General features: G+C 70.3%; 23 protein-coding genes and 2 riboswitches. Of the genes, 11 read left to right on the top strand and 12 right to left on the bottom strand.

Annotation, left to right across the window (positions count from 1 at the left end; translation table 11 throughout):
• Positions 1 to 54: 54 nt before the first annotated feature.
• From WT24_RS19120 to WT24_RS19100, 5 genes are all read right to left on the bottom strand, one after another.
• Complete coding sequence (locus WT24_RS19120) at positions 55 to 1,359, bottom strand: cobyrinate a,c-diamide synthase (RefSeq protein WP_060035533.1); 1,305 nt, start codon at positions 1,357 to 1,359, stop codon at positions 55 to 57.
• A 2-nt stretch (positions 1,360 to 1,361) separates the two neighbouring features.
• Complete coding sequence (gene cobO, locus WT24_RS19115) at positions 1,362 to 1,964, bottom strand: cob(I)yrinic acid a,c-diamide adenosyltransferase (protein ID WP_060035531.1); 603 nt, start codon at positions 1,962 to 1,964, stop codon at positions 1,362 to 1,364.
• A 34-nt stretch (positions 1,965 to 1,998) separates the two neighbouring features.
• Entirely contained in the window at positions 1,999 to 2,376 is a 378-nt protein-coding gene (locus WT24_RS19110) for a cobalamin biosynthesis protein (RefSeq protein ID WP_060035529.1), read from the bottom strand.
• Complete coding sequence (cobA, locus tag WT24_RS19105) at positions 2,373 to 3,182, bottom strand: uroporphyrinogen-III C-methyltransferase (RefSeq protein WP_179949375.1); 810 nt, start codon at positions 3,180 to 3,182, stop codon at positions 2,373 to 2,375. The genes WT24_RS19110 and cobA overlap by 4 nt, the downstream gene beginning before the upstream one ends.
• 110 nt (positions 3,183 to 3,292) lie before the next feature.
• A riboswitch (cobalamin riboswitch) is annotated at positions 3,293 to 3,530 on the bottom strand.
• 69 nt (positions 3,531 to 3,599) lie between these two features.
• A complete protein-coding gene (locus WT24_RS19100) occupies positions 3,600 to 5,738 on the bottom strand; it encodes a TonB-dependent siderophore receptor (protein WP_060035527.1) in 2,139 nt (712 codons plus the stop codon).
• Between the two features lie 152 nt (positions 5,739 to 5,890).
• Positions 5,891 to 6,156, top strand: a riboswitch (cobalamin riboswitch).
• 326 nt (positions 6,157 to 6,482) lie between these two features.
• Here WT24_RS19100 and cobW point away from each other — a divergent pair.
• The 7 genes from cobW to WT24_RS19065 all read left to right on the top strand — a co-directional run bounded on the left by cobW (position 6,483) and on the right by WT24_RS19065 (position 14,671).
• Positions 6,483 to 7,562, top strand: a complete 1,080-nt coding sequence (gene cobW, locus WT24_RS19095; protein WP_060035525.1) for a cobalamin biosynthesis protein CobW — start codon at positions 6,483 to 6,485, stop codon at positions 7,560 to 7,562.
• A 6-nt stretch (positions 7,563 to 7,568) separates the two neighbouring features.
• Positions 7,569 to 11,378 carry a cobaltochelatase subunit CobN gene (gene cobN / locus WT24_RS19090; RefSeq protein ID WP_060035523.1) on the top strand — a complete coding sequence of 1,270 codons (3,810 nt, stop codon included), beginning with the start codon at positions 7,569 to 7,571 and terminating at the stop codon, positions 11,376 to 11,378.
• Positions 11,375 to 12,466 carry an ATP-binding protein gene (locus tag WT24_RS19085; protein WP_060035521.1) on the top strand — a complete coding sequence of 364 codons (1,092 nt, stop codon included), beginning with the start codon at positions 11,375 to 11,377 and terminating at the stop codon, positions 12,464 to 12,466. Before cobN ends, WT24_RS19085 begins: the two co-directional genes overlap by 4 nt.
• Positions 12,467 to 12,534: 68 nt before the next feature.
• Entirely contained in the window at positions 12,535 to 13,167 is a 633-nt protein-coding gene (locus WT24_RS19080; protein WP_060035519.1) for a VWA domain-containing protein, read from the top strand.
• 37 nt (positions 13,168 to 13,204) lie between these two features.
• Positions 13,205 to 13,657, top strand: coding sequence for a YaiI/YqxD family protein (locus tag WT24_RS19075; RefSeq protein ID WP_059789886.1), 453 nt, complete (start codon positions 13,205 to 13,207; stop codon positions 13,655 to 13,657).
• Between the two features lie 25 nt (positions 13,658 to 13,682).
• Positions 13,683 to 14,315 carry a DUF1993 family protein gene (locus WT24_RS19070; protein WP_060035517.1) on the top strand — a complete coding sequence of 211 codons (633 nt, stop codon included), beginning with the start codon at positions 13,683 to 13,685 and terminating at the stop codon, positions 14,313 to 14,315.
• 29 nt (positions 14,316 to 14,344) lie between these two features.
• A complete protein-coding gene (locus WT24_RS19065; RefSeq protein ID WP_060035515.1) occupies positions 14,345 to 14,671 on the top strand; it encodes a low molecular weight protein tyrosine phosphatase family protein in 327 nt (108 codons plus the stop codon).
• 33 nt (positions 14,672 to 14,704) lie between these two features.
• On the opposite strand, the gene WT24_RS19060 is transcribed toward WT24_RS19065, so the two are convergent.
• Both WT24_RS19060 and WT24_RS19055 read right to left on the bottom strand, forming a co-directional pair.
• Positions 14,705 to 15,127 carry an NUDIX hydrolase gene (locus WT24_RS19060; RefSeq protein ID WP_060035513.1) on the bottom strand — a complete coding sequence of 141 codons (423 nt, stop codon included), beginning with the start codon at positions 15,125 to 15,127 and terminating at the stop codon, positions 14,705 to 14,707.
• A 151-nt stretch (positions 15,128 to 15,278) separates the two neighbouring features.
• Positions 15,279 to 15,539 (bottom strand): hypothetical protein, encoded by a 261-nt coding sequence (locus tag WT24_RS19055; RefSeq protein WP_060035511.1) that lies wholly within the window; start codon positions 15,537 to 15,539, stop codon positions 15,279 to 15,281.
• 276 nt (positions 15,540 to 15,815) lie between these two features.
• Between WT24_RS19055 and WT24_RS19050 the strand changes: the two genes are divergently transcribed.
• The 4 genes from WT24_RS19050 (at position 15,816) to WT24_RS19035 (ending at position 20,524) form a co-directional block, all read left to right on the top strand.
• Positions 15,816 to 16,991, top strand: a complete 1,176-nt coding sequence (locus WT24_RS19050; RefSeq protein WP_060035509.1) for a CaiB/BaiF CoA-transferase family protein — start codon at positions 15,816 to 15,818, stop codon at positions 16,989 to 16,991.
• A gap of 133 nt (positions 16,992 to 17,124) precedes the next feature.
• A complete protein-coding gene (locus WT24_RS19045; RefSeq protein ID WP_060035507.1) occupies positions 17,125 to 18,426 on the top strand; it encodes a CitMHS family transporter in 1,302 nt (433 codons plus the stop codon).
• A gap of 127 nt (positions 18,427 to 18,553) precedes the next feature.
• Positions 18,554 to 19,720: an acyl-CoA dehydrogenase family protein gene (locus WT24_RS19040; RefSeq protein ID WP_059498922.1), complete on the top strand. Its 1,167-nt coding sequence runs from the start codon at positions 18,554 to 18,556 to the stop codon at positions 19,718 to 19,720.
• Between the two features lie 60 nt (positions 19,721 to 19,780).
• The gene (locus tag WT24_RS19035; RefSeq protein WP_060035505.1) at positions 19,781 to 20,524 is read left to right on the top strand and encodes an IclR family transcriptional regulator; all 744 of its coding nucleotides are present in this window, start codon (positions 19,781 to 19,783) and stop codon (positions 20,522 to 20,524) included.
• A gap of 101 nt (positions 20,525 to 20,625) precedes the next feature.
• On the opposite strand, the gene WT24_RS19030 is transcribed toward WT24_RS19035, so the two are convergent.
• The 5 genes from WT24_RS19030 to cobG form a co-directional block, all read right to left on the bottom strand.
• Entirely contained in the window at positions 20,626 to 21,981 is a 1,356-nt protein-coding gene (locus WT24_RS19030) for a chitinase (protein WP_060035503.1), read from the bottom strand.
• Positions 21,982 to 22,331: 350 nt separating this feature from the next.
• Positions 22,332 to 24,047, bottom strand: coding sequence for a precorrin-3B C(17)-methyltransferase (cobJ, locus tag WT24_RS19025; protein ID WP_060035501.1), 1,716 nt, complete (start codon positions 24,045 to 24,047; stop codon positions 22,332 to 22,334).
• Complete coding sequence (locus tag WT24_RS19020) at positions 24,044 to 24,778, bottom strand: precorrin-2 C(20)-methyltransferase (protein ID WP_050012643.1); 735 nt, start codon at positions 24,776 to 24,778, stop codon at positions 24,044 to 24,046. Before WT24_RS19020 ends, cobJ begins: the two co-directional genes overlap by 4 nt.
• Complete coding sequence (locus WT24_RS19015) at positions 24,775 to 25,401, bottom strand: precorrin-8X methylmutase (protein WP_060035498.1); 627 nt, start codon at positions 25,399 to 25,401, stop codon at positions 24,775 to 24,777. The genes WT24_RS19020 and WT24_RS19015 overlap by 4 nt, the downstream gene beginning before the upstream one ends.
• Positions 25,394 to 26,758 (bottom strand): precorrin-3B synthase, encoded by a 1,365-nt coding sequence (gene cobG, locus WT24_RS19010; protein ID WP_306453357.1) that lies wholly within the window; start codon positions 26,756 to 26,758, stop codon positions 25,394 to 25,396. The genes WT24_RS19015 and cobG overlap by 8 nt, the downstream gene beginning before the upstream one ends.
• Between the last annotated feature and the right edge of the window lie 37 nt (positions 26,759 to 26,795).

Genomic DNA, 26,795 nt, shown 5'->3' with positions numbered 1-26,795 from the left:
CCCGCTTCGGAACGGCGAACGCGCGGCCTCGATCCGAGCGCCGCATCCAGCTATCTAGAACGCGTCCCCGCTGAACAACGCCACGACTGCATCCGGATTCGACGGCCAGTACATGTGCATGTACGTCGCGACGATCGCGCCGCTCCGGTAGACGGCTTCGCCGCTGTCCCGCGCGGCGTCGGGGCGCGCGGCGTGCGCGACCGGTTCCAGCGGCGTCGCGAGCCGCGAATAGTGGAACGTATGACCGCGCATCGGCCCGGTGCGCGTATCGAGCTGCTGCATGCCGAGCGCCGCGAACCGGCGCTGCATCGTCGCATGCCCCGGCAGCAGGCCGAGCATCGGCGTCGTCGAGCCATCCGCATCGGTCAGCGATTCGCACAAATACACCATCCCGCCGCATTCCGCGACGATCGGCCGTCCGGCTGCCGCGTGCGCGCGAATCGTCCGTGCGGTCACGGCATTCCCGGCAAGCGTCGCCGCATGCAGTTCCGGATAGCCGCCCGGCAAAAACAGCGCATCGCAATCGTCGGGCACGGGTTCGTCGGCGAGCGGCGAGAAGAATCGCAGCGTCGCACCGAGCGTATCCAGCAGTGCGAGATTGGCCGGATAGATGAACGAGAACGCCGCGTCGCGCGCCACCGCGATCCGCTTGCCGGCCAGCGCGCGCGGCAGCGGCGCGGCCACGTCCGGTTCCGCGAACGCGACGGCCGGCGGCAAGTCGGCCAGCGCCGTCTGTGCGAGCACATCGGCCGCGCGATCGAGCCGCGCGTCGAGATCGTCGATATCGGCCGGCCGATGCAGGCCGAGATGTCGCTCCGGCAGCGCGATGCCCGCATCGGCCGGCACGTGTCCGAGCCAGCGCAGCTCGTCGGGCAACGCCTGTTGCAGCAATTGCGCGTGCCGACCCGAGCCGACGCGATTGGCCAGCACGCCGTGAAACGGCAATCCCGGCCGGAACCGCGCGAGCCCGAAGGCGATCGCCGCGAACGTCTGCGCCATCGCCTTCGCCGAAATCACCGCGACGATCGGCACGCCGAACGCGGCCGCGAGATCGGCGCTGCTCGGCGTGCCGTCGAACAGCCCCATCACGCCTTCGATCAGGATCAGGTCCGCGTCGCGCGCGGCTTCGGCGAGCAGTGCGCGGCAACCGGCCTCGCCGACCATCCCGAGGTCGAGCGCATGCACGCTCGCGCCGCTCGCGCGTTCGAGCAGCATCGGATCGAGAAAATCGGGGCCGGTCTTGAACACGCGCACGCGGCGGCCGAGCCGGCGGTGCAGCCGCGCGAGGCCGGCCGTCACCGACGTTTTGCCCTGGCCCGACGCGGGGGCGCTGACGAACAGCGCGGGGCAGGCCGGCATGCTCAGAACTCCACGCCGCGCTGCGCCTTCACGCCTTGCTCCTTGTACGGATGCTTGACGAGCCGCATTTCGGTGACGAGATCGGCTGCATCGATCAGTGCATCGGGCGCATGCCGCCCGGTGACGACGACGTGCACCGACGCCGGACGCGCGACGAGCGTCGCGAGCACTTCGTCGAGCGGCAGGTATTCGTACTTCAGCACGGTGTTCAGTTCGTCGAGGATCACCATCCGGTAGTCGCCGCTGTCGATCATCCGGCGCGCCTCGCCCCAGCCCTTGCGCGCGGTCGCGATATCGGCGTCGCGATTCTGCGTGTTCCACGTATAGCCGTCGCCCATCGTCACGAAATCGCATTGCGCGACCGCGCCGAGGAAGTCGCGCTCGGACGTGTGCAACGCCCCCTTGATGAACTGCACGACGCCGAGCCGCATGCCGTGGCCGAGCACGCGCACGGCCATCCCGAACGCGGCCGTGCTCTTGCCCTTGCCGTTGCCGGTGTGAACGATCAGCAGGCCCTTTTCCTGCGTGGCGGCGGCCTGCTTCTTCTCGTGGCCGGCGCGGCGGCGTTCGGCCATCCGCTGATGGGATTCGGAATCGGTCTTCATCGGGAATCGTCCTGTCGAAAGCGAAACAACGGGTTCAGAGCGGGCCGGCGAGCGCGACCGTCACGCCGTCCCGGATGGATTTGGGGCCGAGCAGCCGGCCGTGCGGCGCGGCGAGCTGCGCGCACGGCTCGGCCACGCCCGCGATGCCGAAGCGCGCCAGCGCGGCGCCGGACGGGCCGCTCGCGGCCAGTTCCGGGCGGCTCGCGAGTTGCGCCCCATCGAACGCGACGAGCGGCCAGCCACGGCGTGCGCACAGCGTGCGCAGCGCCCGGGCGCGTGCCTTGTCGGCGAGCGTCGCGACGAGCGCCGGTTCGGCGGCCGGGTAGCGCGCGAGTGCGGCACGGATTGCGGCATCGAGTTGCGCGGCCGTGACGCCCGCGCGAAAGCCGACGCCGAGCGCGACGCGCATCATGCGCAGCCGCCGAGCGCCGCACGCACCGCCGGATCGTCGGCGAGCGCCGCGACGCGGCCGATCACGACGATCGCAGGCGAACCGATACCGGCCGCACCGACACGCTCGACGAGCGTATCGAGCGTCGCGAGCAGGTGGCGCTGTTCGGGGCGCGTGGCGCTTTCGATCGCCGCGCACGGCGTATCGCCGGGCAGGCCGCCGTCGCGCAGCGCCGCGGCAATCGCGTCGAGGCGGCGGATGCCCATGTAGATCACGATCGTCATGCGCGTGGCCGCGAGCGCGCGCCAGTCGGGCTCGTCGGCTCCCGCGCCGTGGCCGGTGACGAAGATCACGCCCTGCGCGTCGCCACGGTGCGTGACCGGGATGCCGAGCGCGGCCGGCGCGGCGATGCCCGCGGTGATGCCGTTGACGACTTCCACCGGAAAGCCCGCCGCGCCGAGCGCGACCAGTTCCTCGCCGCCGCGGCCGAACACGAACGGATCGCCGCCCTTGAGCCGCGCGACGCTGCGGCCCGCGCGCAGGTGCGCGAGCATCGCGGCGACGATCGCCTCCTGCGGCGTCGACACATGGCCGCCACGCTTGCCGACGTGCTCGATCAGCGCGTCGGCGCGCGCATGGCGCAGCACGTCGGGGTTCACGAGATCGTCGACGAGCAGCACGTCGGCCGCGCCGATCGCGCGCACGGCCCTGAGCGTCAGCAGGTCGGCGTCGCCGGGGCCCGCGCCGACGAGCCATGCGCGGCTCATCGCGCGCGGCACGGTGCGCACCGTGTCGACACAGTGGAACGGGGAAGGCGGGCGGCACATCGGCGGCCGGCGGGCAGGCAGTGCATGACGGATCGGGCGAAACCCCGCGCGAACGCGGGTGGAATGCGCACCCCATCCGTCCCCCGCGGATCGGGCGTTCGGCGAGCATCGCGCTCGCCCCTTGCGTCGGCCGGTATCCGGGCTGGCCGCTTGCCAGACCGCAGCCTTCCCGCCCGGTCGAAGGGCAGTGGCATCGCGGGCGGCCTGGGCGCACGTGCGGAAAAGCGCGTTGCGCGGGCGGCGTACCGTTGCGGGGACAGCACAGGCCGGGCGGACATCCGCCTCCTGTTTCCCGTTTAACTGCATGCGCGGAATGCGCATGCGAGCACCGAACGCGGCGCATACGATAGCACAGGCGTGCAACGCACGAGCCGCCCGGCGGACCGGTTGCGCGGGGCGTCGGCGCGGCCCGCGAGGTCAGAACTTGTACGCCGCCGTCAGCGTGAACGTGCGTGGCGAACCGGGCACGATCTGCGCGAGACCCGTCGCATTCGCGTAGTAGTCGCGATCGGTCAGGTTGACGGCCGCCAGCGTCACCTCGAGGTCGCGCGTGCGATATCCGGCCTTGCCGTCCCAGCGGACGTATGCGGGCAGTTCGAGCAGGTTGTCGCGATCGGCGTAACGCGCCCCTTCGTACACCAGCCCGAGTTCGGCGAAAAATCCGCGCAGCGGCGCATGGCCGACGAACAGGCTGCCGTTCGACCCGGACACGCCTGCCGACCGCTTGCCCGCGTACTTCGGCTCGGCGTCGACCACGCGTGCGTGTTGCCAGCCGATGCCGCCGCGAACGAACCAGTCGCCCGCGAGCCGGCCGGCGACGCCCAGTTCCAGGCCGCGATTGCGCTCGAGGCCGTTGAGGTCGAAAAAACCGGGCCGAACCGGATCGGCGACGCGGCGGTTGTACAGATCGAGCTGAAACAGTGCGAGCGTCGTGCTCAGCGCGCCATCGCGCCAGTCGCTTTTCACGCCGATCTCGTACTGGCGGTTGTATTGCGGGCCGAGATCGTTGGCGTTGCCGCGCGCGTCCGGCGTGATGCCGATCAGGTCGCCGCCGACCGGCGCGAAGCTCTTGCTGTACGACGCATACACGTTGTGCGCGCCAACCGGCGACCACACGACGCCGAGCCGCGGGCTCCATGCCGTCGTCGTGCGCCGCGCATGCAAAGCGTTCAGCGCGTTGGTCGAATCGACGTCGAAGCGTTCCCCGCGCACGCCGCCGAGCAGTTTCCACGCTCGCCCGAGGTCGATGCGATCCTGCGCGAAGATCGCGTAGTCGCTGACGCGATGGCGGTTCATCGCATACGGGCGCGGCGCTCCACCGGCCGGCGCGAGGCGATCCGGCCCGGTGATCGGGACCGGCGCCGCGTCGGCCTGCCAGAGCGTCGGGCTGCGTTTCTGCCAGCCGTATTCGATGCCGAACAGCAGGTGATGCAAGCCGGGGCCGGTCGCGACTTTGCCGCTCAGCTCGACGCCGGTCTGCACGTTGAGATGCGTCATGTCCTGCAGGTAGCGCGCACGTTGCACGCGCCGGTAGTCGCGCGGCTTCGTGACGTAGCTTTGCGTGACGTAGGTATTGTCGAAGGTGCTGCGCAAATCCAGCACGCCCAGCGTATGGCGCAATTTCCAGTCGCCATCGAGCACGTGCGTGAAGACCGAGCGCCAGTTCATGTTCTCGTCGCGGAGGGTGTCGCGGCCCGCCGCGCCGAAGAAGGTTGCGCGTGGCGTGGACGGCAGCGAGAACGCGACCGGCTTGCCGGCCGCATCGACCGCGGCGACCGGCGCCGGCATGCCGCGATCGGGCACGCGGTCGTACGTGTCGTATTCGAATTGCAGCAGCCAGCTTCGCCGCGCGTCCTGCCACTTGATGGACGGCGCGACGTACTGGTGCGTGCCGTCGACGTGGTCGCGGAAGCTGCCTGCGTGTTCGCGCCCCGCGTTGAGCCGCATGCTCCATGCGCTCGACAGCATCCGGTTGAGATCGACCGACGCGCCGAGCCGTCCATAACTTCCGGTCGCCGCCGAGACATGTCCGAAGTTTTCCGGCAACGGCTGCTTGGTGATCCGGTTGATGACGCCGCCGCCGCTGCCGCGCCCGTACAGCGCCGCGGCCGGCCCCTTCAGCACTTCGACGCGTTCGATATTGCCGAGACTGCGCACGTATTGCGCGTCGTCTCGCATGCCGTCGAGCAGCAGGTCGCCCGCGGCGGAAAAGCCGCGGATGCGGAACGCATCGAAGCGCGTGTCCGACGTATTGGACACGCCCGGCACGCCGGCCAGCGCGTCGGCAAGCGTGCGGCCGCCATAGGACAGCGTTTCCTCGACCGGCACGCTGTCGATGGTTTGCGGGACGTCACGCGGATCGCTCGCGGTGCGGGTCGCCGTGCTCACGCTTTCGGCGCGCGGATCGTTCGGATGGCGTCGGCTGCGCACCTCGAGCGTGGGCAGCTCGTCGTCGAACTCGGCCGCCGGGGCAGGGCAGGAAGCAACGCCGGCGATCGAGCACAGCGACAGGGCCAGCACAGGAAACCGCCGCCCGGATATCTGTCGTTTCGACATGGAAATTTAAGGATGACTGAGTGATTGCCTCACATGGCCGTCGCGTGATGGTAGGTTTCGTTATCGAGCGAAGTTTATCTCACATGGTTGAAAACGACAATCATTCGCGTTTGCTGCCGGCCGCTCGCCTTGACGCTCCCCGCACCGCCGCCTACACTCGCACGCGTTTTGGTGCTCGCGCGCGCCGCTCCGGCGCACGCAGTTAAACGGGAAACAGGGAGCCTGCCTGCGCCGCAGTCGAGCCAACCTGTGCTGCCCCCGCAACGGTAAGCGAACGCGTCGCGCGCAGCGCGATGCAGCGCCGCTTCGCCGCATGCCCCGCGCATGCGGACGACCGCCACTGGATGCCGCGCGTATCCGGGAAGGCGAAGCGGCGTGTTCGTCAGCCCGGATACCGGCCTAAACGTTAGGGTTCAGCGCCGCGGGGAGGCGGCGCATCGTCCACGGCCGCAGCAGGCCCGACGCCCGGTGTTCGACGCTTCCTCCGCCCATCTGCCGCCGCGCGCACGCGAGCGGCCGGCGCGGCGAGCGGCAGGCGGCGCGGGCGGGGCCGCGGCAGCCGTGTTGGCATTCACGATGTCGACCGTTCGCAAGGAAGCACCATGCCCGATTCGTTGTTCCGCCCGTCCTGCGGCTGTCCGGCCGGACTGCGCGGCGGCCTTCCCGCGTCCCGCCCCATGAATGGCCGCGCCGCCACCGACGCGACGACCCCGGCCTGATTCCATTTCCGTCACAGGACCTACCATGACCCTACGCAAGCTTCCCGTCACGATCGTCACGGGCTTTCTCGGCAGCGGCAAGACGACGCTGATGCGCCATATCCTGCAGCACGCCGAAGGCCGCCGCATTGCGGTGATCGTCAACGAATTCGGCGAACTCGGCATCGACGGCGAAATCCTCAAGGGCTGCGGCATCGGCTGCGACGATGCACGGGGCGAGGCATCGGGCCAGTTGTACGAACTCGCGAACGGCTGCCTGTGCTGCACCGTGCAGGAAGAGTTCTATCCGGTGATGGAAGCGCTCGTCGAGCGCCGCGCGGACATCGACCACGTGCTGATCGAGACGTCGGGCCTCGCGCTGCCGAAGCCGCTCGTGCAGGCGTTCAACTGGCCGACGATCCGCAACAGCTTCACGGTCGACGCGGTCGTGACCGTCGTCGACGGGCCGGCCGCCGCGAGCGGCCAGTTCGCGGAAAACCCGCAGGCCGTCGACGCGCAGCGCCGCGCCGATCCGAATCTCGACCACGAATCGCCGCTGCACGAACTGTTCGCCGATCAGTTGTCATCCGCCGATCTCGTGATCGTGAACAAGGCCGACCTCGTCGGCGACGCCGAGTTCGCGCGAATCGAAACCGCGATCCGCGACGAGATCCCGCCACAGGTGAAGATCGTGCGCGCGACGCGCGGCGAACTGGATCTCGCGATGCTGCTGGGCCTCGAATCGGCGTCGGAGGAAACGATCCACCTGCGTCACGACCATCACGGTGCGGCCGACGACGGCGATCACGACCACCATCACGACGATTTCGATTCGGTGGTGGTGTCGGGCGACGCCGGCACGCGCGAAGCGACGATCGCCGCGCTGCAGCGCGTGGTCGAAGCGCACACGATCTATCGCGCGAAAGGCTTCGCCGCGCTGCCCGGCGCGCCGATGCGGCTCGTGATCCAGGGCGTCGGCCGCCGCTTCGACAGCTATTTCGACCGCCGCTGGCAGGACGGCGAAACGCGCGCGAGCCGCTTCGTGCTGATCGGCGAGGATCTCGACGCGGCCGCGCTGCAACGCGCGTTCGACGCCGCGTGCGCGGCCGAGCCGCAACAGGCGTAACGCACGATGCATCTGCTGCGCACCACGCCGGGCGGCTTCGTCGACGATACGCAGGGTGTCGTTCGGATCGACCAGCAGCCGGCCGACATCGTGATCCTGAGCTCGGCCGACACGACGCTGTCGTTGCTCGCGAGTGTCGTGCCGCACTTGCCCGCCGGGTTCCCGAGCGTGCGGCTCGCGAACGTCACGTTCCTGCGGCAGCCGGCGTCGGTCGATTTCTACGTCGACGACGTGCTGCGTCACGCGAAGACGGTCGTGATCGATCACCTCGGCGGCGAAGCGTACTGGCCGTACGGGATCGAACAGGCGGTGTCGCTCGCGTCGAAGCGCGGGCAACGGCTCGCGATGTTCTCGGGCGACCTGCAGGAAGACCCGAACCTCGTCGCGAAGAGCACGGTCGGGGCCGACCTGTGCCGGCTATGGTGGCGCTATCTGCGCGAAGGCGGCGTGCACAACGCCGACGCGCTGCTGCGCAGCATCGCGTTTCACACGCTCGGGTTCGGCGACGAGCCCGAACCGCCACGCCCGCTGCCGGCCGCCGCGCTGTATCACCCGGCGCGCGACCGCGCGAGCGTCGACGACTGGCGGCCGCGCTGGACGCCCGACGCGCCCGTCGTCGCGATCCTGTTCTATCGCGCGCACTGGCAAGCCGCGAACACGGCCGTGTTCGATGCGCTGGCCGACGCGCTGATCGACGCAGGGCTGAATCCGTTGCCGATCGCGGTGACGTCGCTGAAGGATGCGGTGAGCCGCGAGGTCATCGCGCAACTCTGCGACACGCACGGCGTCGCACTCGTCTTGAACACGACCGCGTTCGCGGCCGGCGCGATCGACAGCCCAGAACACGACGTGCTCGCCGGCGACGCGCCGGTGCTGCAAGTGATCCTGTCCGGCGGCAATCGCGACGTGTGGGTGGCCGACAACCAGGGCCTGCACGCACGCGACATCGCGATGCATGTCGCGCTGCCCGAAGTCGACGGGCGCATCGTCACGCGCGCGGTGAGCTTCAAGGGGCTCGCGTATCGCTGCCCGCATACCGAGGTCGACGTCGTGCGTTATCAGCCGGATGCCGAGCGGATCGCGTTCGTCGCGGCGCTCGCGCGCGGCTGGTGCCGGCTGCGCACGCTGGACAATGCCGACAAGCGCATCGCGCTGATTCTCGCGAACTATCCGCAAAGCGAAGGGCGCATCGGCAACGGCGTCGGGCTCGACACGCCGGCATCCGCGCTGCGCGTGCTCGCGGCGCTGCGCGACGCGGGCTATACGGTTGCCGATCTGCCGCCCGACGGCGACGCGCTGATCGCGCGGCTCATCGAAGGCGTGACCAACGACACGGCCGTGCACGCGCTGCGCCCGGCGTTCCAGAGCTTCCCGCTGGCCGACTACGTCGCGCATTTCGCGCGGCTGCCGGCGGCCGTGCGCGACGCGCTGAACGCGCGCTGGGGGCCGCCTGAAGCCGACCCGACGCTGCGGCAAGGGCGTTTCACGATCGCTGGCTGGCGCGCGGGCAACGTGTTCGTCGGCATCCAGCCGTCACGCTCGCGCGACGACCACGACTACGCGAGCTACCACGATGCGGAGCTCGTGCCGCCGCATGCGTATCTCGCGTTCTATTTCTGGCTGCGCGATGCGTATCGCGTCGACGCGGTCATCCATCTCGGCAAGCACGGCAATCTCGAATGGCTGCCGGGCAAGAGCGTCGCGCTGTCCGACGCGTGCTGGCCCGACCTGACGCTCGGGCCGCTGCCGCACCTGTATCCGTTCATCGTCAACGATCCGGGCGAGGGCAGCCAGGCGAAGCGCCGCGCACAGGCCGTGATCGTCGATCACCTGATGCCGCCGCTCACGCGCGCGGAAAACTACGGCCCGCTGCAGGATCTCGAACGGCAGGTCGACGAATACTACGAAGCGCTGATGGTCGATGCGCGGCGCGCGAAGCTGTTGCGCAAGTCGATCCTCGCGACGATCGCCGAGCATCGGCTGCACGACGAGCTGAGCGTGTCGCCGCCGCGCGACGCGGGCGACGAGGATGCGCTGCTCACGCGGGTCGACGCATGGCTGTGCGAGCTGAAGGAGGCGCAGATTCGCGACGGGTTGCACGTGTTCGGCGCGTCGCCGGTCGAGCGCCAGCGGCGCGACACGCTGCTCGCGCTCGCGCGCTTTCCGGTCGGCGACGGCAAGGGCGAACGTGCCGGGCTGATCGGCGCACTCGCGCGCGATCTCGCGCTCGGCGACGATTTCGACCCGCTCGCGGCCGACTGGGCCGCGCCGTGGACGGGGCCGCGGCCGACCGTCCTGCAGGCGCTCGATGCGTCGCCGTGGCGTCATGCGGGCGATACGCGCGAGCGGCTCGAACGGCTTGCGCAACATTGGCTCGACGCCGTGTGCGGAGCCGCTTCAGACGAACCCCGCATCGACATTCCGCCGCCCGGCGCATGGCCGCATACGCTCGCGGTGATCGAGCGCGTGCGCACGATGCTGCTACCCGCGCTCGACGCCTGCGGCGGCGAGGAAATGCGTCAGTTGCTGCGTGGGCTCGACGGCCGTTTCGTGCCGCCGGGGCCGAGCGGCTCGCCGTCGCGCGGCCGTCCCGACGTGCTGCCGACCGGCCGCAACTTCTACTCGGTCGATACGCGCGCGGTGCCGACGCAGGCGGCGTGGTCGCTCGGCCTGAAATCCGCGCAGCAACTGATCGAGCGCCATCTGCAGGATCATGGCGACTATCCGCGCGCGATCGGGCTGTCGGTGTGGGGGACGGCCACGATGCGCACCGGCGGCGACGACATCGCGCAGGCATTCGCGCTGATCGGCGTGCGGCCGAAATGGGCGCACGGCAGCCATCGCGTGACCGACTTCGAGATCCTGCCGATCGAGATCTTCGACCGGCCGCGCATCGACGTGACGCTGCGCGTGTCGGGCTTCTTCCGCGACGCGTTCCCGAACCTGATGCACCTGTTCGACGCGGCCGTGCAGGCCGTCGCCGCGCTCGACGAGCCCGAGGCGCTGAACCCGATCCGCGCGCGCATCGAGCGTGAACGCGCGAAATGGATCGCGCAGGGCGTGGCGCACGACGAAGCGCGGCGCCGCGCCGGCTGGCGCGTGTTCGGCGCGCGGCCGGGCAGCTACGGCGCGGGCCTGCAGGACCTGATCGACCGGCGCCGCTGGCAGACCGACGCCGATCTCGCGGACGCCTACCGTCGATGGGGCGGCCATGCGTACGCGCAGAGCAGCGCAGGCGACGCGGCGGCCGACGTGTTCGGCGAACGGCTGGCAACGATCGACGTCGTCGTGCAGAACCAGGACAGTCGCGAGCACGACATCCTCGATTCGAACGACTACTACCAGTTCCAGGGCGGGATGACCGCGGCGGTGCGGCACCTGTCCGGGCAACAGCCGAGCATCTACCACGGCGACCATGCGAACCCGGTCGCGCCGAAGATGCGCACGCTGCGCGAGGAAATCGCGCGCGTGATCCGCTCGCGCGTCGTCAACCCGAAATGGCTCGACGGCGTGAAGCGTCACGGCTACAAGGGCGCGGCCGAGCTGGCCGCGACCGTCGACTATCTGTACGGCTATGACGCGACCGCACGCGTGCTGTCCGATCACCAGTACGCGCTCGTCGCCGACGCATACCTGTTCGACGACGCCACCCGCGCGTTCCTCGAGCGGCACAACCCGAAGGCGCTGCACGGGATCTGCGAACGCTTCGTCGAGGCGATGCAGCGCGGGTTGTGGCAGCAGCCGGGCAACTATCGCGAGCGGATCGAAGCGGTCTGGCTCGCGAGCGAACAACTTCAGGAAGGGGGGCGGCGATGACCGATCCGACGACGCACCGCGCCCGCGCGGTTTTTCCGTTTGCGGCGCTCGTCGCGCAGGACGCGTTGCAGCAGGCGCTGCTGCTTGCCGCGATCGACCCGTCGCTCGGCGGCGTGCTCGTCAGCGGGCCGCGCGGCACCGCGAAATCGACCGCCGCGCGCGGCCTCGCGGAGCTGTTGCCGGAAGGGCAGTTCGTCACGCTGCCGTTGTCGGCGAGCGACGAGCAGGTGACAGGCACGCTCGATCTCGCGCATGCGCTGGCCGAAAACGGCGTGCGCTTCCGGCCGGGCCTGCTGGCTCGCGCGCATCTCGGCGTGCTGTATGTCGACGAAGTGAACCTGCTCGCCGACGGGCTCGTCGATACGCTGCTCGACGTCGCCGCGAGCGGCGTGAACATCGTCGAGCGCGATGGCGTGTCGCACGCGCACGACGCGCGCTTCGTGCTGGTCGGCACGATGAATCCCGAGGAGGGCGAGCTGCGCCCGCAGTTGCTCGACCGCTTCGGGCTGATGGTCGAACTGGAGAACTGCTTCGACGCCGCCCAGCGTGAGCGGATCGTGAAGGCGCGACTCGCGTTCGATCTCGATCCCAACGCGTTTCGCGCGCGTCACGCGTCCGCTCAGCGGGAACTCGCGGACCGGATTCGCGCGGCGCGCGCCCGGCTGCCGGCGCTGGATTTCGACGATGCGGTCCATGCGCGCGTCAGCGCGCTGTGCATCGACGCGGCCGTCGACGGGCTGCGTGCCGATCTCGTGATGCTGCGCGCCGCGCGTGCGCTGGCCGCGCTGGAACGGGCCGGCGCGGTGGCGGTGTCGCACGTGGAGCGCGTAGCCGAGGCCGTGCTGCGGCACCGGCGCCATGCGGGGCCGCAGTCGTCGCAGCAATCGTCGTACCAGTCGTCGCAGCACGATGGCGAACGCGACGGTCGCGCGCCGCCGGACCCGCGCCCCGACGACCGGCCGCGCGAAACGGGCGACCCGACGGCCGGCGTGTCGGCACCGCAGGCCGACTGGGGCTACCTGCCGCCCGAACCGGCCGGGCTGCGCGACGTGAAAAGCGTGGTGCCGCTGCCGCTAAAAAAACGCTGAGCCATCGAGCCGGCGCCGCCGCGAACGCGATTCGCGGTCCTCGATGGCAGTCAGGCGCTGCCGCGCGCGTGCCGGGCACGGTGCGCGCCGGCACGGCCGTCGCATGGCCGGCGACGCTCGCCGCGAAGCGCGGCGGCCCGCTGCATCGCGATCATCTGCGCTACGGGAAACGCGCGGGCACGCTGCACGCGCTGCATTGCTTCGTGCTCGACTGTTCGGCATCGATGCTGTCGCACGAACGGCTCGCGCTCGCGAAGGGGCTGATCGTCGCGTATTTCGATCAGGCCGCGCACGCGCGTGTCGAAACCGCGCTGGTCTGCTTCGGCGGCAACGGCGCCGTGCGGCGCTTCGGCCCGGCCGTGCCGCGCTGGTGGAATGCGCGCTGGCTCGAGCCGGTCGACGGCGGCGGCGGTACGCCGCTCGCGGACGGCATCGCGGCCGCCGCGCAGTTGCTCACCCGCGCGGCGCGGCGCGAGCCCGGCAAAGCGCGCTGGCTATGGGTGTTGTCCGACGGGCGCACGCGCGACACGCCAGCCAGACCCGCGGCGGCCGATCACGTCGTGTTCGTCGACTTCGACGATGCGGCCGTGCGGATCGGGCAGGGTGCACGGCTCGCCGCGTCGTGGGGCGCGCAGCGGGTGACGGCCGACGCGCTTCGCACCGATCTCGGCGGCCGATGGCCGGCCGGCGGTGCGCTATGATCGCCGCTTCTGCTTCTGCCCACCGGAAACCTCCGCCATGCAAGTACTGGTCGATGCCGACGCGTGTCCCGCCGTCATCAAGGACATGCTGTTTCGCGCCGCGCGTCGCGCCGAGATCTGCGTGACGCTGGTCGCGAACCAGTTTCTGCGCACGCCGCCGTCGCCGTTCATCAAGGCCGTGCAGGTGCCGGCCGGCTTCGACGTGGCCGATGCGCGCATCGTCGAGCTGGCCGAACCCGGCGACCTCGTGATCACGGCCGACATCCCGCTGGCCGCCGCCGTGCTCGACAAGGGCGCACACGCGCTCGACCCGCGCGGCAACTGGTTCAGCCGCGAGAACATCGAGGAACGCCTGTCGACGCGCGCGATGATGGACCAGTTGCGCAGCGCGGGCATCGACACGGGCGGGCCGGCGCCGTTCAGCGCGCGCGACGGCAAGGCGTTTGCGTCGCAGCTCGACCGGTTCCTGGCGCGGCACGGCAAGCCGTGACGGCACACGGCGCGCCCGACCAAGGATGCAGGTTTGCGCCGACGCTGCTATCGTGTGGCGCGAACCCCAGCACAGGAGCGCACGCGTGTCACCGACCCAACTTCTCGTTCCGACCTACACCCAGATGCTGCGTGCGCAGTCCGCGTGGCTCGACAAGGCCGTCGCGCACCGGCAGTCCGCCGGCGACGAACCCGACGCGGCGATGACGCTGAGGCTGGCGCCCGACATGTATCCGCTCGCCGCCCAGGTGCGTTTCTCGTGTTTCCAGGCGATGGAGCCGGTCCACCGGCTGCGCGGCGAACCGCTGCCGGCGGCATTGCTCGCGTTGCGCGAGGCGGGCTGGAACGCCGATGCGCAACCCGGTTCGCCGGCCGATGCGCAGGCGATCATCGCAGGCACGCTCGCCTTTCTCGGCGAACTCGCGCCGGATGCGCTCGATGGCGGCGCAGCGCTGCCGATCACGCTCGAACTGCCGAACGGGATCGCGTTCGACATGACGGGCGAACAGTACGTGCGCGACTGGGCGCTGCCGCAGTTCTACTTCCACGCGATCGCTGCGTACGCGATCCTGCGCCATCACGGCGTCGAGCTCGGCAAGGCCGATTACGTGCCGCACATGCTTGCGTACGTGCGGCCGGGCACGATTCCGCAGGGCTGAGCCGGCCGCTCGGGCAGCCGCGAAGCGACATGACACGGGCACTGTTCATCTGCAGCCGCAACCGGCTACGCAGCCCGACGGCCGAAGCGGTGTTCGCCGCGTGGCCCGGCGTCGAAACCGACTCCGCGGGCCTCGCGCCCGACGCGGACGTGCGGCTGTCCGCCGAGCAACTCGACTGGGCGGACATCGTGTTCGTGATGGAGCGCGCGCACAAGGCGCGACTGTCGGCGCAATTCGGTGCGCATCTGAAGCACCGGAAGATCGTCTGCCTCGACATCCCCGACCGCTACGCGTTCATGCAACCCGAACTCGTCGCACTGCTCGAACGCAAGGCCGGCCCGTTCCTGCGCGCGTAATCGCCGCGGTCGGAGGCCGACCCGGCATCGGCCTCAGCGAAGCGGCCCGCTCGCGAGCGCAGAGAAACAGTCGAGCCGCAGCAACTCGATGATCTTGCGCGTCGGCACGCTGGCGCGCAGCGTGTCGAGCCGGTCGACGGTAAACCACTTGCAGCGGGCGATCTCGTTGCTCGCGCGCGGCGTCAGGTGCGCCGGCACGTCGGCCACGAACACGTGATGCAGCTTCGTCAGCCCGCCGAACTGCACCGCGTAGTCGAGCGCGAGCCCCTCCAGCCGCGTCTCCTCCGCGAGTTCCCGCAGCGCGGCTTCGAGCGGCGTCTCGCCGCGCCGGATCGTGCCGCCCGGTAGCGACCAGCGCGCCGCGGTGCGCGCGACCAGCAGCACGCTGCTGCGCTGGCGGCACACGATCGTGGCGCGTTCCTTGTTGACGGGGAGGGTATCCGGCCCGGTGCTCATGTTCTGGCAAAACAGGTGCTGAATCGTGGAGGAAAGGCACGTCGGCTGCGCGTGGTCTGGCAGCAGGCGGCGACGGCATGCAAGCCGCCGCGCCGATGTTACCGGCCGTTCATGACAATCGCGTGCACCGCGGTCGCGCCACGGACGCCAGTCACGCGTGCGTGTAGATCCCGCCGCGCGCCGGCTTCGCGCCGCGCGAATGGCGGCGCTTGTGAACCGCACGCCGATGATGAGGCGACGGCGCGGTGACGTGCCGGCGTGCGGGCGCGGGCCGGGCCGCCGGCGCGGCAGCGTGTGGCGCCGCGCCCGGCATGCCGGCTTGTCCTTCGCCGAAGTGGAAAGTCTGGTTTTGCGCGTGCGCGACGCCCAGCGTCGACGCCAGCACGAAGGCCGCCAGCCACAACCGTTTCATGAATGTTCCGCCTTGTATGGGGGGATGAATGTCGCCCGCCAGCTTAGCCAACGGCGGGGCGCGACCGCAACCGGCGCGCGTTCGGTGCCGTTCCACCTGGTGCACGCCGACGTCGTCCGCGCGGTAGCCGGGTCCATCCGGGCTTGACAACATAATTCGTGGGTGTGAATATAAATTCACATACAAGAATTATTCGTCGAATCCGGAGCAACCCCGCTGCACGCGCCGGGCCGCCGGAACCGGCAGTCCGATCAACCGGAACCAGGAGCGAGACGCATGGCGGAACACGAGCAGCAGGGCGCGCTGGCGGGATTGCGCATCATCGATCTGTCGCGGGTGCTGGGCGGTCCGTACGCGACCCAGATCCTCGCCGATCATGGCGCGGAGGTGATCAAGGTCGAACCGCCGTCCGGCGACGAAACGCGCACGTGGGGCCCGCCGTTCGACGGCGACACCGCGTCGTACTTTCTCGGCGTGAATCGCAACAAGCTCGGTATCGTGCTCGACCTGACGCAGCCGGCCGATCGCGAGCGGCTGCTCGGGCTGCTCGAACATGCGGACGCGCTGGTCGAGAACTTCAAGATCGGCACGATGGAGCGCTGGGGGCTCGGGTTCGACGCCCTGCATGCGCGGTTTCCGCGCCTCGTCCATTGCCGCGTGTCGGGTTTCGGCGCGGACGGCCCGCTGGGCGGGCTGCCGGGCTACGACGCGGCCGTGCAGGCGCTCGCGGGGCTGATGAGCGTCAACGGCGAAGCCGGCGGCGCGCCGCTGCGCGTCGGCGTGCCGATCGTCGATCTCGTCACGGGGCTGAACGCGGCGCTCGGCGTGCTGATGGCGCTGCGCGAGCGCGACGCCAGCGGCCGCGGCCAGTTCGTCGAATCGACGCTGTTCGACTGCGCGCTGTCGATCCTTCATCCGCATACGCCGAACTTCTTCCACTCCGGCAAGGCGCCCGTGCGCACCGGCAACGCGCATCCGAACATCACGCCGTACGACAGCTTTCCGACGGCGGGCGTCGACATCTTCCTGGCGGTCGGCAACAACGGGCAGTTCTCCGCGCTGTGCGACGTGCTCGGCACGCGCGACTGGCTCGACGATCCGCGCTTCGCGGACAACCGCGCGCGCAGTCAGCATCGCACCGCGCTGCGCACGCTGCTCGAAACGGCGCTGGCCGCGCACGACGGCGCCGCGCTCGCCGAGCAACTGATGCGTCGCGGCGTGCCGTGCGCGCCCGTGCTCGGGCTCGATGCGGCGCTCGACCACCCGCATGTCGCGCATCGGCGGATGAAGATCGAGCTGGGCCGGCATCGCGGCATCGCGTCGCCGATCAAGCTCGGCCGCACGCCGGCGACGTACCGGCGTCCGCCGCCCGCGCTGAACGAACATGCGGCGCAGGTTTTTGCGGACGACGAAGGCAACGACAACGGCAACGCCGACGACCGCCGGCGCTGACCGGCATCGCGGCCGCCAGCCGTGCGGTACCGCGGCGCACGGCCGCGCGCCGCGCGCACCGTCATTCGGACATCACGCCGGCCCGCGCGTCGACATGCACCGACATGCGCACCGGCAGAAGAGGAGACGCATCATGCTCGCATGGATCGGCGCGGTCGCCATCGTCGCGCTGTTCGGCCTGATCATCACGAAGCGGTTGTCGCCGCTCGTCGCGCTGATCGTCGTGCCGGTGGCCGCGTCGCTCGCGGCAGGTTTCGGGCTGCAGACCGGCAAGTTCGTCGTGCACGGCGTACAGAACATCGGCCCGATCGCCGGGATGTTCGTTTTTGCGATTCTTTTTTTCGGCATCCTTACCGATGCGGGGATGCTCGACCCGATCATCGCCGGCGTGCTGCGCGTGATCGGCTGCCATCCGCCGCGCATCGTGATGGGCTCGGCGCTGCTCGCGCTGCTGATCCATCTCGACGGCTCCGGCGCGGTCACGTTTCTCGTCACGCTGCCCGCGATGATGCCGCTCTATACGCGGCTCGGGATGGATCGCCGCATCCTCGCGTGCGTCGCGTCGATGGCGGCCGGCGTCAACTTCCTGCCGTGGGTCGGGCCGATGCTGCGCGCGTCGGCGGCGCTGCACATTCCCGGCTCGGCGATTTTCACGCCGATGATTCCGGTGCAGATCGTGGGGCTCGCGTTCGTGTTCGGCACCGCCTGGGTGCTCGGCGTACGCGAGGCGAAACGGCTCGGGCTCGACCGCGCCGGCGCGGCGTCGCTCGCGATCGCGCCGCGCGAGCTGACCGACGCCGAACGCGCGTTGCGCCGGCCGGGGCGATTCGGGATCAACGTCGCGTTGACGCTCGTCGTGCTCGTCACGCTCGTGTCTGGCATCGTCGACCCGATGGTGATGTTCATGCTCGGCACGGTCGCCGCGCTCGTGATCAATTACCCGGACGTCCAGGCGCAGCGCGAGCGGATCGACGCGCATGCGAAAGCCGCGCTGATGATGGCGAGCGTGCTGCTCGCAGCCGGTGCGTTCACGGGGATCATGTCCGGCACCGGGATGCTGAAGGCGATGGCCGAGGTCGTCGTCGCGCACGTGCCCATCGAGCATGCGCGCCACATGCCGTTCGTGCTCGGGCTGCTGTCGATGCCGCTCAGCCTGCTGTTCGATCCCGATTCGTTCTACTTCGGCGTGCTGCCCGTGCTCGCGGAAAGCGGCAAGCTGCTCGGCGTGCCGCCGATCCAGATGGCGCAAGCCGCGTTGCTCGGCCAGATGACGACGGGCTTTCCGGTGAGCCCGCTTACGCCCGCGACGTTCCTGATCGTCGGCCTGACCGGCGTCGAGCTCGCCGAGCACCAGAAATTCACGATTCCGTTCCTGTTCGCCGCCACCGTGCTGATGGTATTCGCCGCGGTCGCGACGGGCGTGTTTCCGTTATGACCGTGCGCGTTGCCCCGACGCCGCGTGCCGGCCGCCCGAAGGCGTTTTTCGTCGGCGCGACGGCCGGGGCGGCCCGGTGTCGTCGCGAAAGCGGCGCGGCCGTTCACGTTTTCCTGGAGAGCAAACCATGCAGTTCGACCTGACCGACGACCAGCGCGCGATCGAAAGCGCGATCGAGAAAATCTGCGAGCGCTTCGGCGACGACTACTGGCTCGAACGCGATCGCGCGGGCGGGTTTCCGGCCGATTTCCACGCGGCGCTCGCCGACGCCGGCTGGCTCGGCATCGCGATGGATCCCGCCTACGGCGGCGCCGGGCTCGGGATGACCGAGGCAGCGCTGATGATGCGCACGATCAGCGCATCGGGCGCCGGCCTGTCCGGCGCGTCGGCCGTCCACATGAACATCTTCGGGCTGAACCCGGTGCAGGTGTTCGGCAACGATGCGCAGAAGGCGCGCTTCCTGCCGCCGCTGATCGCCGGGCGCGACAAGGCGTGCTTCGCGGTGACCGAGCCCGACGCGGGCCTCGACACCACGCACCTGAGCACGCAGGCGCGCCGCGACGGCGATCACTACGTGCTGAGCGGACGCAAGATCTGGATCTCGACCGCGCAGGTGGCGAACAAGATGCTGATCATCGCGCGCACGACGCCGCTCGACCAGGTCGCGAAGCCGACCGACGGGCTAAGCCTGTTCTATACCGACCTCGACCGTTCGCGCGTCGAGGTGCGTGAAATCGAGAAGATGGGCCGCAAGGCGGTCGATTCGAACATGCTGTTCATCGACAACCTGCGCGTGTCGCGCGACGACCTGATCGGCAACGAAGGCGACGGCTTCCGCTATCTGCTGCACGGCCTGAACCCCGAACGGATCCTGATCGCCGCCGAGGCGATCGGGCTCGGGCAGGCCGCGCTGCGCCGCGCGACGCAGTATGCGTGCGAGCGCGTCGTGTTCGGCCGACCGATCGGGCAGAATCAGTCGATCCAGCATCCGCTCGCGCAGGCGTGGATGCAGCTCGAGGCCGCATGGCTGATGGTGATGAAGGCCGCGACGCGCTACGACGCGGGCCAGTCGTGCGGCGCGGAGGCGAACGCGGCGAAATACCTCGGCGCGGAAGCCGCGTTCCAGGCCTGTCAGACGGCGATCGCGACGCACGGCGGCATGGGGTATGCGAAGGAATACCATGTCGAGCGCTACCTGCGCGAGTGTATGATTCCGAGGCTCGCGCCCGTGAGCCCTCAACTGATCCTGTGCTACATCGCGGAGAAGGTGCTCGGGCTGCCGAAGTCGTACTGACCGTACCGACCCGGCGGCTCGCCCGGCGCGCGGTTTCCCGTTCCGAATCAAGCGCTTGCCATGGACGTCAAACTCGTTGCCCGCACGCTCGACCTGTTCGAGCTGTTCGCCGCCGAACGGCGGCCGCTGCCGCTGACCGAACTCGCGCGCCTGCTCAACGTGCCGGCGTCGAGCTGTCTCGCGATGGCGCGCACGCTCGTGAGCCGCGGCTATCTGTACGAAGTGCGCAAGCGCGGCGGCTACTATCCGACGCGACGCCTGCAGACGGTCGCCGCCGCGATCGACGCGACCGACCCGGTCGTCGACATCGTGCATCCGCACCTCGTCGCGCTGCGCGACGCGACCCGCGAAACCGCCGTGCTCGGCAAGATCCAGGGCGTGTCGGTCACCTACCTCGACGTCGTCGAATCCGAGCAGGCGATCCGTTATACGCGCCAGCCGGGCGAGCTGCGCCCGCTGCACGCGAACTCGATCGGCAAGGCGATCTTCGCGGAACTCGCGAGCGACGTGCAGCAGGCGCTCGGCGCGCAACTGCCGTTCGACCGCTTCACCGACGCGACGGTGGCCGACCTGCCGGCGCTCGTCGCGCAGACCGCGCGGTTTCGCGAGCTCGGCTGGGCGGAGAACTTCGGCGAGAGCGCGCCCGAACTGTCGGCGATCGCGGTCGCGCTGATGCTCGACGGCGACTGGTACGGGCTGTCGGTCGTCGGGCCGACCGAGCGGATTCGCCAGCATCGCGACGCGCATGCGGCGCTGCTCGTCGACGCGAAGGCGCGGCTGCTGGCCGAGCATGCACGCGGGTAGGGCGGCGGCACCCGACGGCGACGGCAGCGGGCCGTTGCCGGCGTGCGGTCAGCCACGCCGAAAACGGCCCGCCGCGCGTCACGCGCCGGCCCGTCGCAACGTCAGGACTTCACCCACACGCCGCCTGCGCTCGGGTTGTCGCCCTGCGTCCACCATTTCGCGCAATACTTCGCGCCCTGGTACGTCACGCACGTGCCGCCCTGGTAGGCGGTCGTCGCCGACCACGCGGGCGTGCCGCCGCCGACCGGCTTCCACACGGCCGCCTGCCCGGGCACGTCGCCCTGCGTCCACCACTGCGCCTGATACGTCGTGCCCTGGTAGGTGACCGTCGCGCCGGCCGTATAGACCTGGCCGGCCGCCCACGGTGCGCCCGGCTGCGGCGTGCCGCCATTCGTGCCGCCGCCGTAGTTCGGGTCCTGCGTGACGCCCGCGCCCCACTTGCCGTCGAGCTTCTTGAAGATCGTCGCGAACGCGTACGGCTGCTGCGCGACGCCCGAGCAGGTCGGCGACGCATACGTGCCGCCGGACGGGCACGCCTGGTCGCGGCCGACCGACCAGTTGCCGAAGAAGCCGTAGCCGTTCGCGACTGCCGCGTTCAGCACGGTCTGCGCATTCGCGAGCGTGAACGTCTCGCCCTGCACGTCGTTGACGCCGATCATCGGCGTGACGCCGACCATCTGCCACAGCTGCGCATTCGTCTTCGGCTGGCCGGCCGACTTGAACGCCGTGTCGAGCTGCGAGTAGAGCGCCTGCGCGGCGCTGATCGCCGCGGCGCCCATGTCGAGGTTCGCCGGGCCGTAATCCATCGCCATCACGTTGACCGCGTCGAACGCGGTCTTGTTCGCGATGGCCGCGTTGACGACGTTCACGCCGTCCTGCGTGAGCCCGGTCGGCATCGTCGGCAGCGTCAGCGTCACATGCAGCGGCTTGCCCTTCGCCGCGTAGTCGGCCTGCAGTTGCGCGACGGCCTGGAAGTTGCGCGCGAGCGCCGCCGTGTCCTGCTGCGACCCGCCCTCGATGTCGAAGTCGACATGGGTGAGGCCGTACGTGTCGATCACCGTCTGGTACGCGGCTTTCAGCGCGGGGACCGTCGAGCACGCCTGCATCAGCGGCGTGCCGTTCGCACCGCCGAACGACACGGCGACTTCGCCGCCTTTCGCGCGGTAGCTCGCGATCGACGTGGACAGTGCAGTCAGCAGGCCGCCGCTCGCGCCGTTGCCGATCGGCTGCACGCCGCCCCACGACGGCACGCAGCCGTTGCCCGCGACCACGAACGCGAGCGTGAACTGCTGGATGCCCTGGCGCACGCCGATCTGGTCGATCAGCGGTGTCGGATAAAGCGTCACGTCGACATAGGGCGCATAGACGCCGGCACCGTGCGACACGCTCGCCATCGCGAGCAGACAACCCGCGGCAAACGCACGCGGAACGAAACGCGTCAACGCATTGTTGTTCATTCTGTGTTCTCCAAGTGGAAGAGGGATACGCTGGCCTGCGTATCGCCGCCGATGGGGCAGGCACGTGCCCCGCCGGCGGCGTGCCTATCTTGGAGGATTCGCGTCGAATAGGGAATTTAGGTGTTCTTCTTTTTGTTATTCGATTCCCGATACGTAACGAACTTGCCGATTCGATCGCATTTCGAAACGCAGGGCGGGCATTTTTTCCGGCCGATCGCGCGACGCGGTGCGCATGGACCGGTTCCAGCGAACCGGCGACGCGCCGGCATGCCGATTACCGGCTCGCGCGCATGCGCATTCACGCGAGCGCCGCCGGATGCGGTACGCGCGCCGGCCGGGCGCAGCGGCCGTCAGCGATACCAGCGCGGCGTATAGACCCATTCGCGCGTGTTGCCGATCGCGAAGCGCCGCGTCGTCGACGAGCCGACGATCACCATCGTGCGCATGTCGACCTGGTCGCCGCGTAGCGCGCCGAGGGTCGTCGTCGACAGCGTCGCGCCCGGCCGGCCGATGTCGCGGCCGAGCACGACCACCGTGTCGGCCATGCGATACGCGCGCACGATATCGAGCGCCCGGTCGAGCTGCCACGGCCGCGCGCGCGAAATCGGGTTGTAGAACGCCATCACGAGATCGGCTTGCGCCGCATGCCGCAGGCGCGTCTCGATCACGTCCCACGGCTTCAGGTTGTCCGACAGCGAGATCGCGCAGAAGTCGTGACCGAGCGGCGCGCCGGCCTGCGCGGCCGTCGCGAGCGACGCCGAGATGCCGGGCTCCACGCGCAGGTCGACCGCGGCCCATTGCGGGTCGCGCGCTTCGTCGAGCGCTTCGAGCACGGCCGCGGCCATCGCGAATACGCCGGGGTCGCCCGACGATACGACCGCGACACGGCGGCCCTCGGCCGCCAGTTCGAACGCATGGCGCGCGCGCTGCATTTCCTCGCGATTGTCGGTGCCGTGCACGCGCTGGTCCGCCCGGAACGGGCCGGCCATGTTCACGTAGGTCGTATAGCCGAGGATGTCGGTCGCGTCCGCGAGCGCCGCGCGTGCGGCCGGCGTGAGCCATGCGGCGCCGCCCGGGCCGAGACCGAGCACCGTCAGGCGGCCGCGTGCGCGGCCGAGCGTCGCGGGATCGATCGGATGCGAGGCGACCGCGCACGCGAGGCCGTGCGATGCCGCACGCATCGTGTGGGCGACGCGCAATGCGCGGGCGAGCAGCGTGGCGGCGTCGGCGGGCATGGCGCTGTCGCTATCGCCATCGACGAAACGCAGCGGCACGTCGAGCGTGCTCGCCGCTTCTTCCAGCGCGGATTCGCCGATCGCCGACGCCGGCGCGACGATGGCCGCGAGCGCCAGCCGGGCGAGACCCTGCGTATCGAGCGCAGCTGCGATGCGCTCGGCCAGCGCGTGTTCCGCATGCACGGCCTCCGCGGCGACGCCGACCACCACGCTGCGCGGATGAATCACGAGTTCGTCGCGCGCGCCGCGCCACGCATCGGGCGTCACGCGAATCGCGTGTGCGGCCGCGGCATCGCGCGGCAGCGCGACCGCGTCGAGCCACGGCGCGGCGCCGTCGATGCGCGTCGACGCGCCCGCGAGCAGGTCGGACACGAAGCGCTTGCCCTGCGCGAGATCGGCGAGCGCATAGCCTTCCGGCGGATTGAGCACGCACGCGCCGAAGCGCAGTTCGCCGCTCGTCGTGATCGCGGGCGCGACGCCGACGCATTCGGCAATTTCGCGCGCGATCGCATTGACGCCCGTCAGCCCGCCGAGCAGCGGCACGACGGCCGAACCGTCCTCCGCGACCGCGAGTACCGGCGGCTCGACGCCCTTGTCGGCGAGTGCGGGCGCGAGGCAGCGGATCACGATGCCGGCCGCGCACAGCGCGACGATCGGCAAGCCGCGCGCATACAGTTCGCGCAGGTGCGCGCCGAGTTCGTCGAACGGCACGTCCGCGTCGACGCGCGACGCGAGCCCGTGCACACGGGCGCCCGGGTAGCGCGCCTGGATACGTCGCGCGGTATCGAGGGCGCTCGCGCCGAGAATCACGATCGCGGGCGGTGTCGTCATCCTTGCCATTTTTCCCCCGGCACGACGAGCAGCGAGAAATACGGCGACGCCATCGGATCGACCTCGTCGAGCGGCACGATGCGCTGGTTTGCCATCGTCGCACGCTCGACGTACAGCGCGCGCTTCGCGAGCCCGAGTTCGTCGAGCACGCGCCGCACCTTGTCGAAGTTGCGGCCGAGCTTCATCACGACCGCCGCATCGGCGCGCGCGAGGCGCTCGCGCAGCTCGTGCTCGGGCAGCACGCCCGACAGCACCGACAGGCTCTGGTTGCGATAGACGAGCGGCTGGCCGAGCACGGCCGTGCCGCCGAGCATCGCGCACACGCCGGGGATCACCTCGGTGTCGTAACGCGGCGCGAGACGGTCGTGCAGGTACATGTACGAGCCGTAGAAGAACGGGTCGCCTTCGCAGATCACCGCGACGTCGCGGCCTGCATCGAGATGCGCCGCGACGATCTCGGCCGCGGTGTCGTAGAAATCGGCGATCACCGTCTCGTAACACAGCGGCGGCGGCAGCGCCTCGGTCGTCACCGGATAGACGAGCGGCAATTGCGTCTGCCCGTCGAGCAGGTGCGCTTCGACGATGCCGTACGCGTTGCCTTTCTTGCCCTTCGCGACGAAATACGCGACCACGGGCGCCGCCTGCAGCACGCGCAGCGCCTTGATCGTCATCAGTTCGGGATCGCCGGGGCCGACGCCGACACCGAACAGCCGTCCGCGCGCGCGCGTCATTCGACCTCCGTGGCCAGCGCATTGACCGCAGCGGCGGCTATTGCGCTGCCGCCGCGCCGGCCGAGCAGCGCCACGTACGGCACGCCACGGCTGTCGGCATCGAGCATCGCCTTCGATTCGGCAGCGCCGATGAAGCCGACCGGGAAACCGAGGATCAGCGCGGGGCGCGGCGCGCCGGCGTCGATCATGTCGAGCAGGTGGAACAGCGCGGTCGGCGCATTGCCGATCGCGACGACGCTGCCCGCGAGATGCGGGCGCCACAGTTCGAGCGCGGCGGCCGAACGCGTGTTGCCGAGGTGCCGTGCGAGGTCGGGCACTTCCGGCTCGCCGAGCGTGCAGATCACGCGATTGGCCGCCGGCAGCCGCGCGCGCGTGATGCCTTCGGCGACCATCCTCGCGTCGCAGAGGATCGGCGCGCCGGCCGCGAGCGCGGCGCGGCCGGCCGCGCCGGCACCGGCCGAGAAGCGCAGGTCGTACACGACGTCGACCATCCCGCACGCGTGGATCACGCGCACCGCGAGTTTCTCGAGATCGGGCGGAACCCGCGACAGGTCGGCCTCGGCGCGGATCGTCGCGAACGACTGGCGGTAGATTTCCTGCCCGTCGCGAATGTAGTCAAGCATCGGTGGTGTCCTGGCTGTGCCGCGCGTCCATGAGTCGGACCGCGGCCTGATCAATCGTCAGATGGCGCGCGAGCGGGGCGCCGAGGCCCGCGGCCGCGTCGCGCCGGTAAAGGTCGTAATGCGCGGGCGCCACCGCGACGAGCGTATGGGCGGCCGGGTGCGGCAGCGCGCAGTGGCGCTCGCATCCGGTCAGATGCACGTCGAGCGGATGGCCGACGCGCGCGGCGAGTGCGCGTGCGTCGCGTTTCGTGTCGGCGCGCGCTTTCGCGCAGCCCGTGCTGCCGGTGCAGGCAACGAGCATCGCCAGCGGGTCGGACGACGCGCACACGAGGCCGAGCGACGCGAGTGCGTCGCGCGTCGCAGCCGCACGCTCGTTCGGCACGCCGTGCACGAACACGCCTTGCCACGGCGTCATCGACAGCGTGCCGTCGCCATCGGCTTCGGCCCGTGCGGCGAGCTGCTCCAGTTGCGCCGCGTCGAGCCGCCCGAGCGCGAATTGCGCGCCGACGCTGCAACGCGCCGCGTCGCGCGACGGGCGCGCGCCGAAACGCAACGCAGGGTCGACGCGCGTGCGCCGCCAGTCGGCAAGCGCCGGATCGGCCGCGAGCGGGAAGGGCAGGTAGTGCTGCGCGCGTTCCAGCAGCGTGCGTTCGTCGCACGTCGCAAGCAATGCGCGCATCCGCGTGACGTCGGCCGGCGCGAGATCGAGGAACGCGAGCAGCAGCGCGCGAACCAGTGCCACGCCTTGGTCCGCGGACACGTCGACCGAAGCGGGCCGATCGCCGTGCGCCGCCGGCGGACAGCCGGCCAGTCCCGCTGCGAGACGTACCGCGCCGTCGCCGCGGCGCCACGCGGCCAGCCAGATGTCGTGCGGATGATCGAGCGCCGCGACCGTTTCGCCGCCGTCGAGCAGGATCGAGAATTTCGGCGACGATTCGCCGCGGCGCGGCTCGCTCGCGAGCATGTCGAGCAGCGGCACGGCGAGCGCGTGGCTGTCGACGAGTGCGGCGGGGTCGTGCCCGGCAAGCGGGCTCAGCATCACGTTGCGGACGTCGTCGCTCGCCGCGAGCGCGGCCGCATTGACGATGGTGGCGTTGTCGGCGCTTGCTCGCGGGCCGAGCCCCGCATCGAGCAACGCGCGCGTCAGCGCATCGGCCGCACCGTCGCGAATGCCGCGCAACTGGAGATTCGCGCGATTGGTCGCATCGATCGCGCCGGAGCCGTACAGGCGCGCGGCGGCGGCGATTGCGCGCGCCTGGCGCGCGTCGAGCCGGCCGCCCGGCAGCTTGATCCGGCACAGCCCGCCGTCGGCGGCCGCGACCACGCGCACGAGCCCCGGGCAGGCCGACGGGCGCACGACGGACGACGCAGGAATCGAATCGGGAGCGGAACTC

Origin of the sequence: Burkholderia sp. MSMB1078WGS, assembly GCF_001528895.1 — a bacterium.
Classification (GTDB): domain Bacteria; phylum Pseudomonadota; class Gammaproteobacteria; order Burkholderiales; family Burkholderiaceae; genus Burkholderia.
This window is presented reverse-complemented; position numbering and strand designations above follow the sequence as displayed.

Excerpts from the sequence above, each read along its gene's own strand:
- WT24_RS19120 (WP_060035533.1), bottom strand. The coding sequence starts at position 1,359 with ATGCCGGCCTGCCCCGCGCTGTTCGTCAGCGCCCCCGCGTCGGGCCAG.
- cobO (WP_060035531.1), bottom strand. The coding sequence starts at position 1,964 with ATGAAGACCGATTCCGAATCCCATCAGCGGATGGCCGAACGCCGCCGC.
- WT24_RS19110 (WP_060035529.1), bottom strand. The coding sequence starts at position 2,376 with ATGATGCGCGTCGCGCTCGGCGTCGGCTTTCGCGCGGGCGTCACGGCC.
- cobA (WP_179949375.1), bottom strand. The coding sequence starts at position 3,182 with ATGTGCCGCCCGCCTTCCCCGTTCCACTGTGTCGACACGGTGCGCACC.
- WT24_RS19100 (WP_060035527.1), bottom strand. The coding sequence starts at position 5,738 with ATGTCGAAACGACAGATATCCGGGCGGCGGTTTCCTGTGCTGGCCCTG.
- cobW (WP_060035525.1), top strand. The coding sequence starts at position 6,483 with ATGACCCTACGCAAGCTTCCCGTCACGATCGTCACGGGCTTTCTCGGC.
- cobN (WP_060035523.1), top strand. The coding sequence starts at position 7,569 with ATGCATCTGCTGCGCACCACGCCGGGCGGCTTCGTCGACGATACGCAG.
- WT24_RS19085 (WP_060035521.1), top strand. The coding sequence starts at position 11,375 with ATGACCGATCCGACGACGCACCGCGCCCGCGCGGTTTTTCCGTTTGCG.
- WT24_RS19075 (WP_059789886.1), top strand. The coding sequence starts at position 13,205 with ATGCAAGTACTGGTCGATGCCGACGCGTGTCCCGCCGTCATCAAGGAC.
- WT24_RS19070 (WP_060035517.1), top strand. The coding sequence starts at position 13,683 with ATGCAGGTTTGCGCCGACGCTGCTATCGTGTGGCGCGAACCCCAGCAC.
- WT24_RS19065 (WP_060035515.1), top strand. The coding sequence starts at position 14,345 with ATGACACGGGCACTGTTCATCTGCAGCCGCAACCGGCTACGCAGCCCG.
- WT24_RS19060 (WP_060035513.1), bottom strand. The coding sequence starts at position 15,127 with ATGAGCACCGGGCCGGATACCCTCCCCGTCAACAAGGAACGCGCCACG.
- WT24_RS19055 (WP_060035511.1), bottom strand. The coding sequence starts at position 15,539 with ATGAAACGGTTGTGGCTGGCGGCCTTCGTGCTGGCGTCGACGCTGGGC.
- WT24_RS19050 (WP_060035509.1), top strand. The coding sequence starts at position 15,816 with ATGGCGGAACACGAGCAGCAGGGCGCGCTGGCGGGATTGCGCATCATC.
- WT24_RS19045 (WP_060035507.1), top strand. The coding sequence starts at position 17,125 with ATGCTCGCATGGATCGGCGCGGTCGCCATCGTCGCGCTGTTCGGCCTG.
- WT24_RS19040 (WP_059498922.1), top strand. The coding sequence starts at position 18,554 with ATGCAGTTCGACCTGACCGACGACCAGCGCGCGATCGAAAGCGCGATC.
- WT24_RS19035 (WP_060035505.1), top strand. The coding sequence starts at position 19,781 with ATGGACGTCAAACTCGTTGCCCGCACGCTCGACCTGTTCGAGCTGTTC.
- WT24_RS19030 (WP_060035503.1), bottom strand. The coding sequence starts at position 21,981 with ATGAACAACAATGCGTTGACGCGTTTCGTTCCGCGTGCGTTTGCCGCG.
- cobJ (WP_060035501.1), bottom strand. The coding sequence starts at position 24,047 with ATGACGACACCGCCCGCGATCGTGATTCTCGGCGCGAGCGCCCTCGAT.
- WT24_RS19020 (WP_050012643.1), bottom strand. The coding sequence starts at position 24,778 with ATGACGCGCGCGCGCGGACGGCTGTTCGGTGTCGGCGTCGGCCCCGGC.
- WT24_RS19015 (WP_060035498.1), bottom strand. The coding sequence starts at position 25,401 with ATGCTTGACTACATTCGCGACGGGCAGGAAATCTACCGCCAGTCGTTC.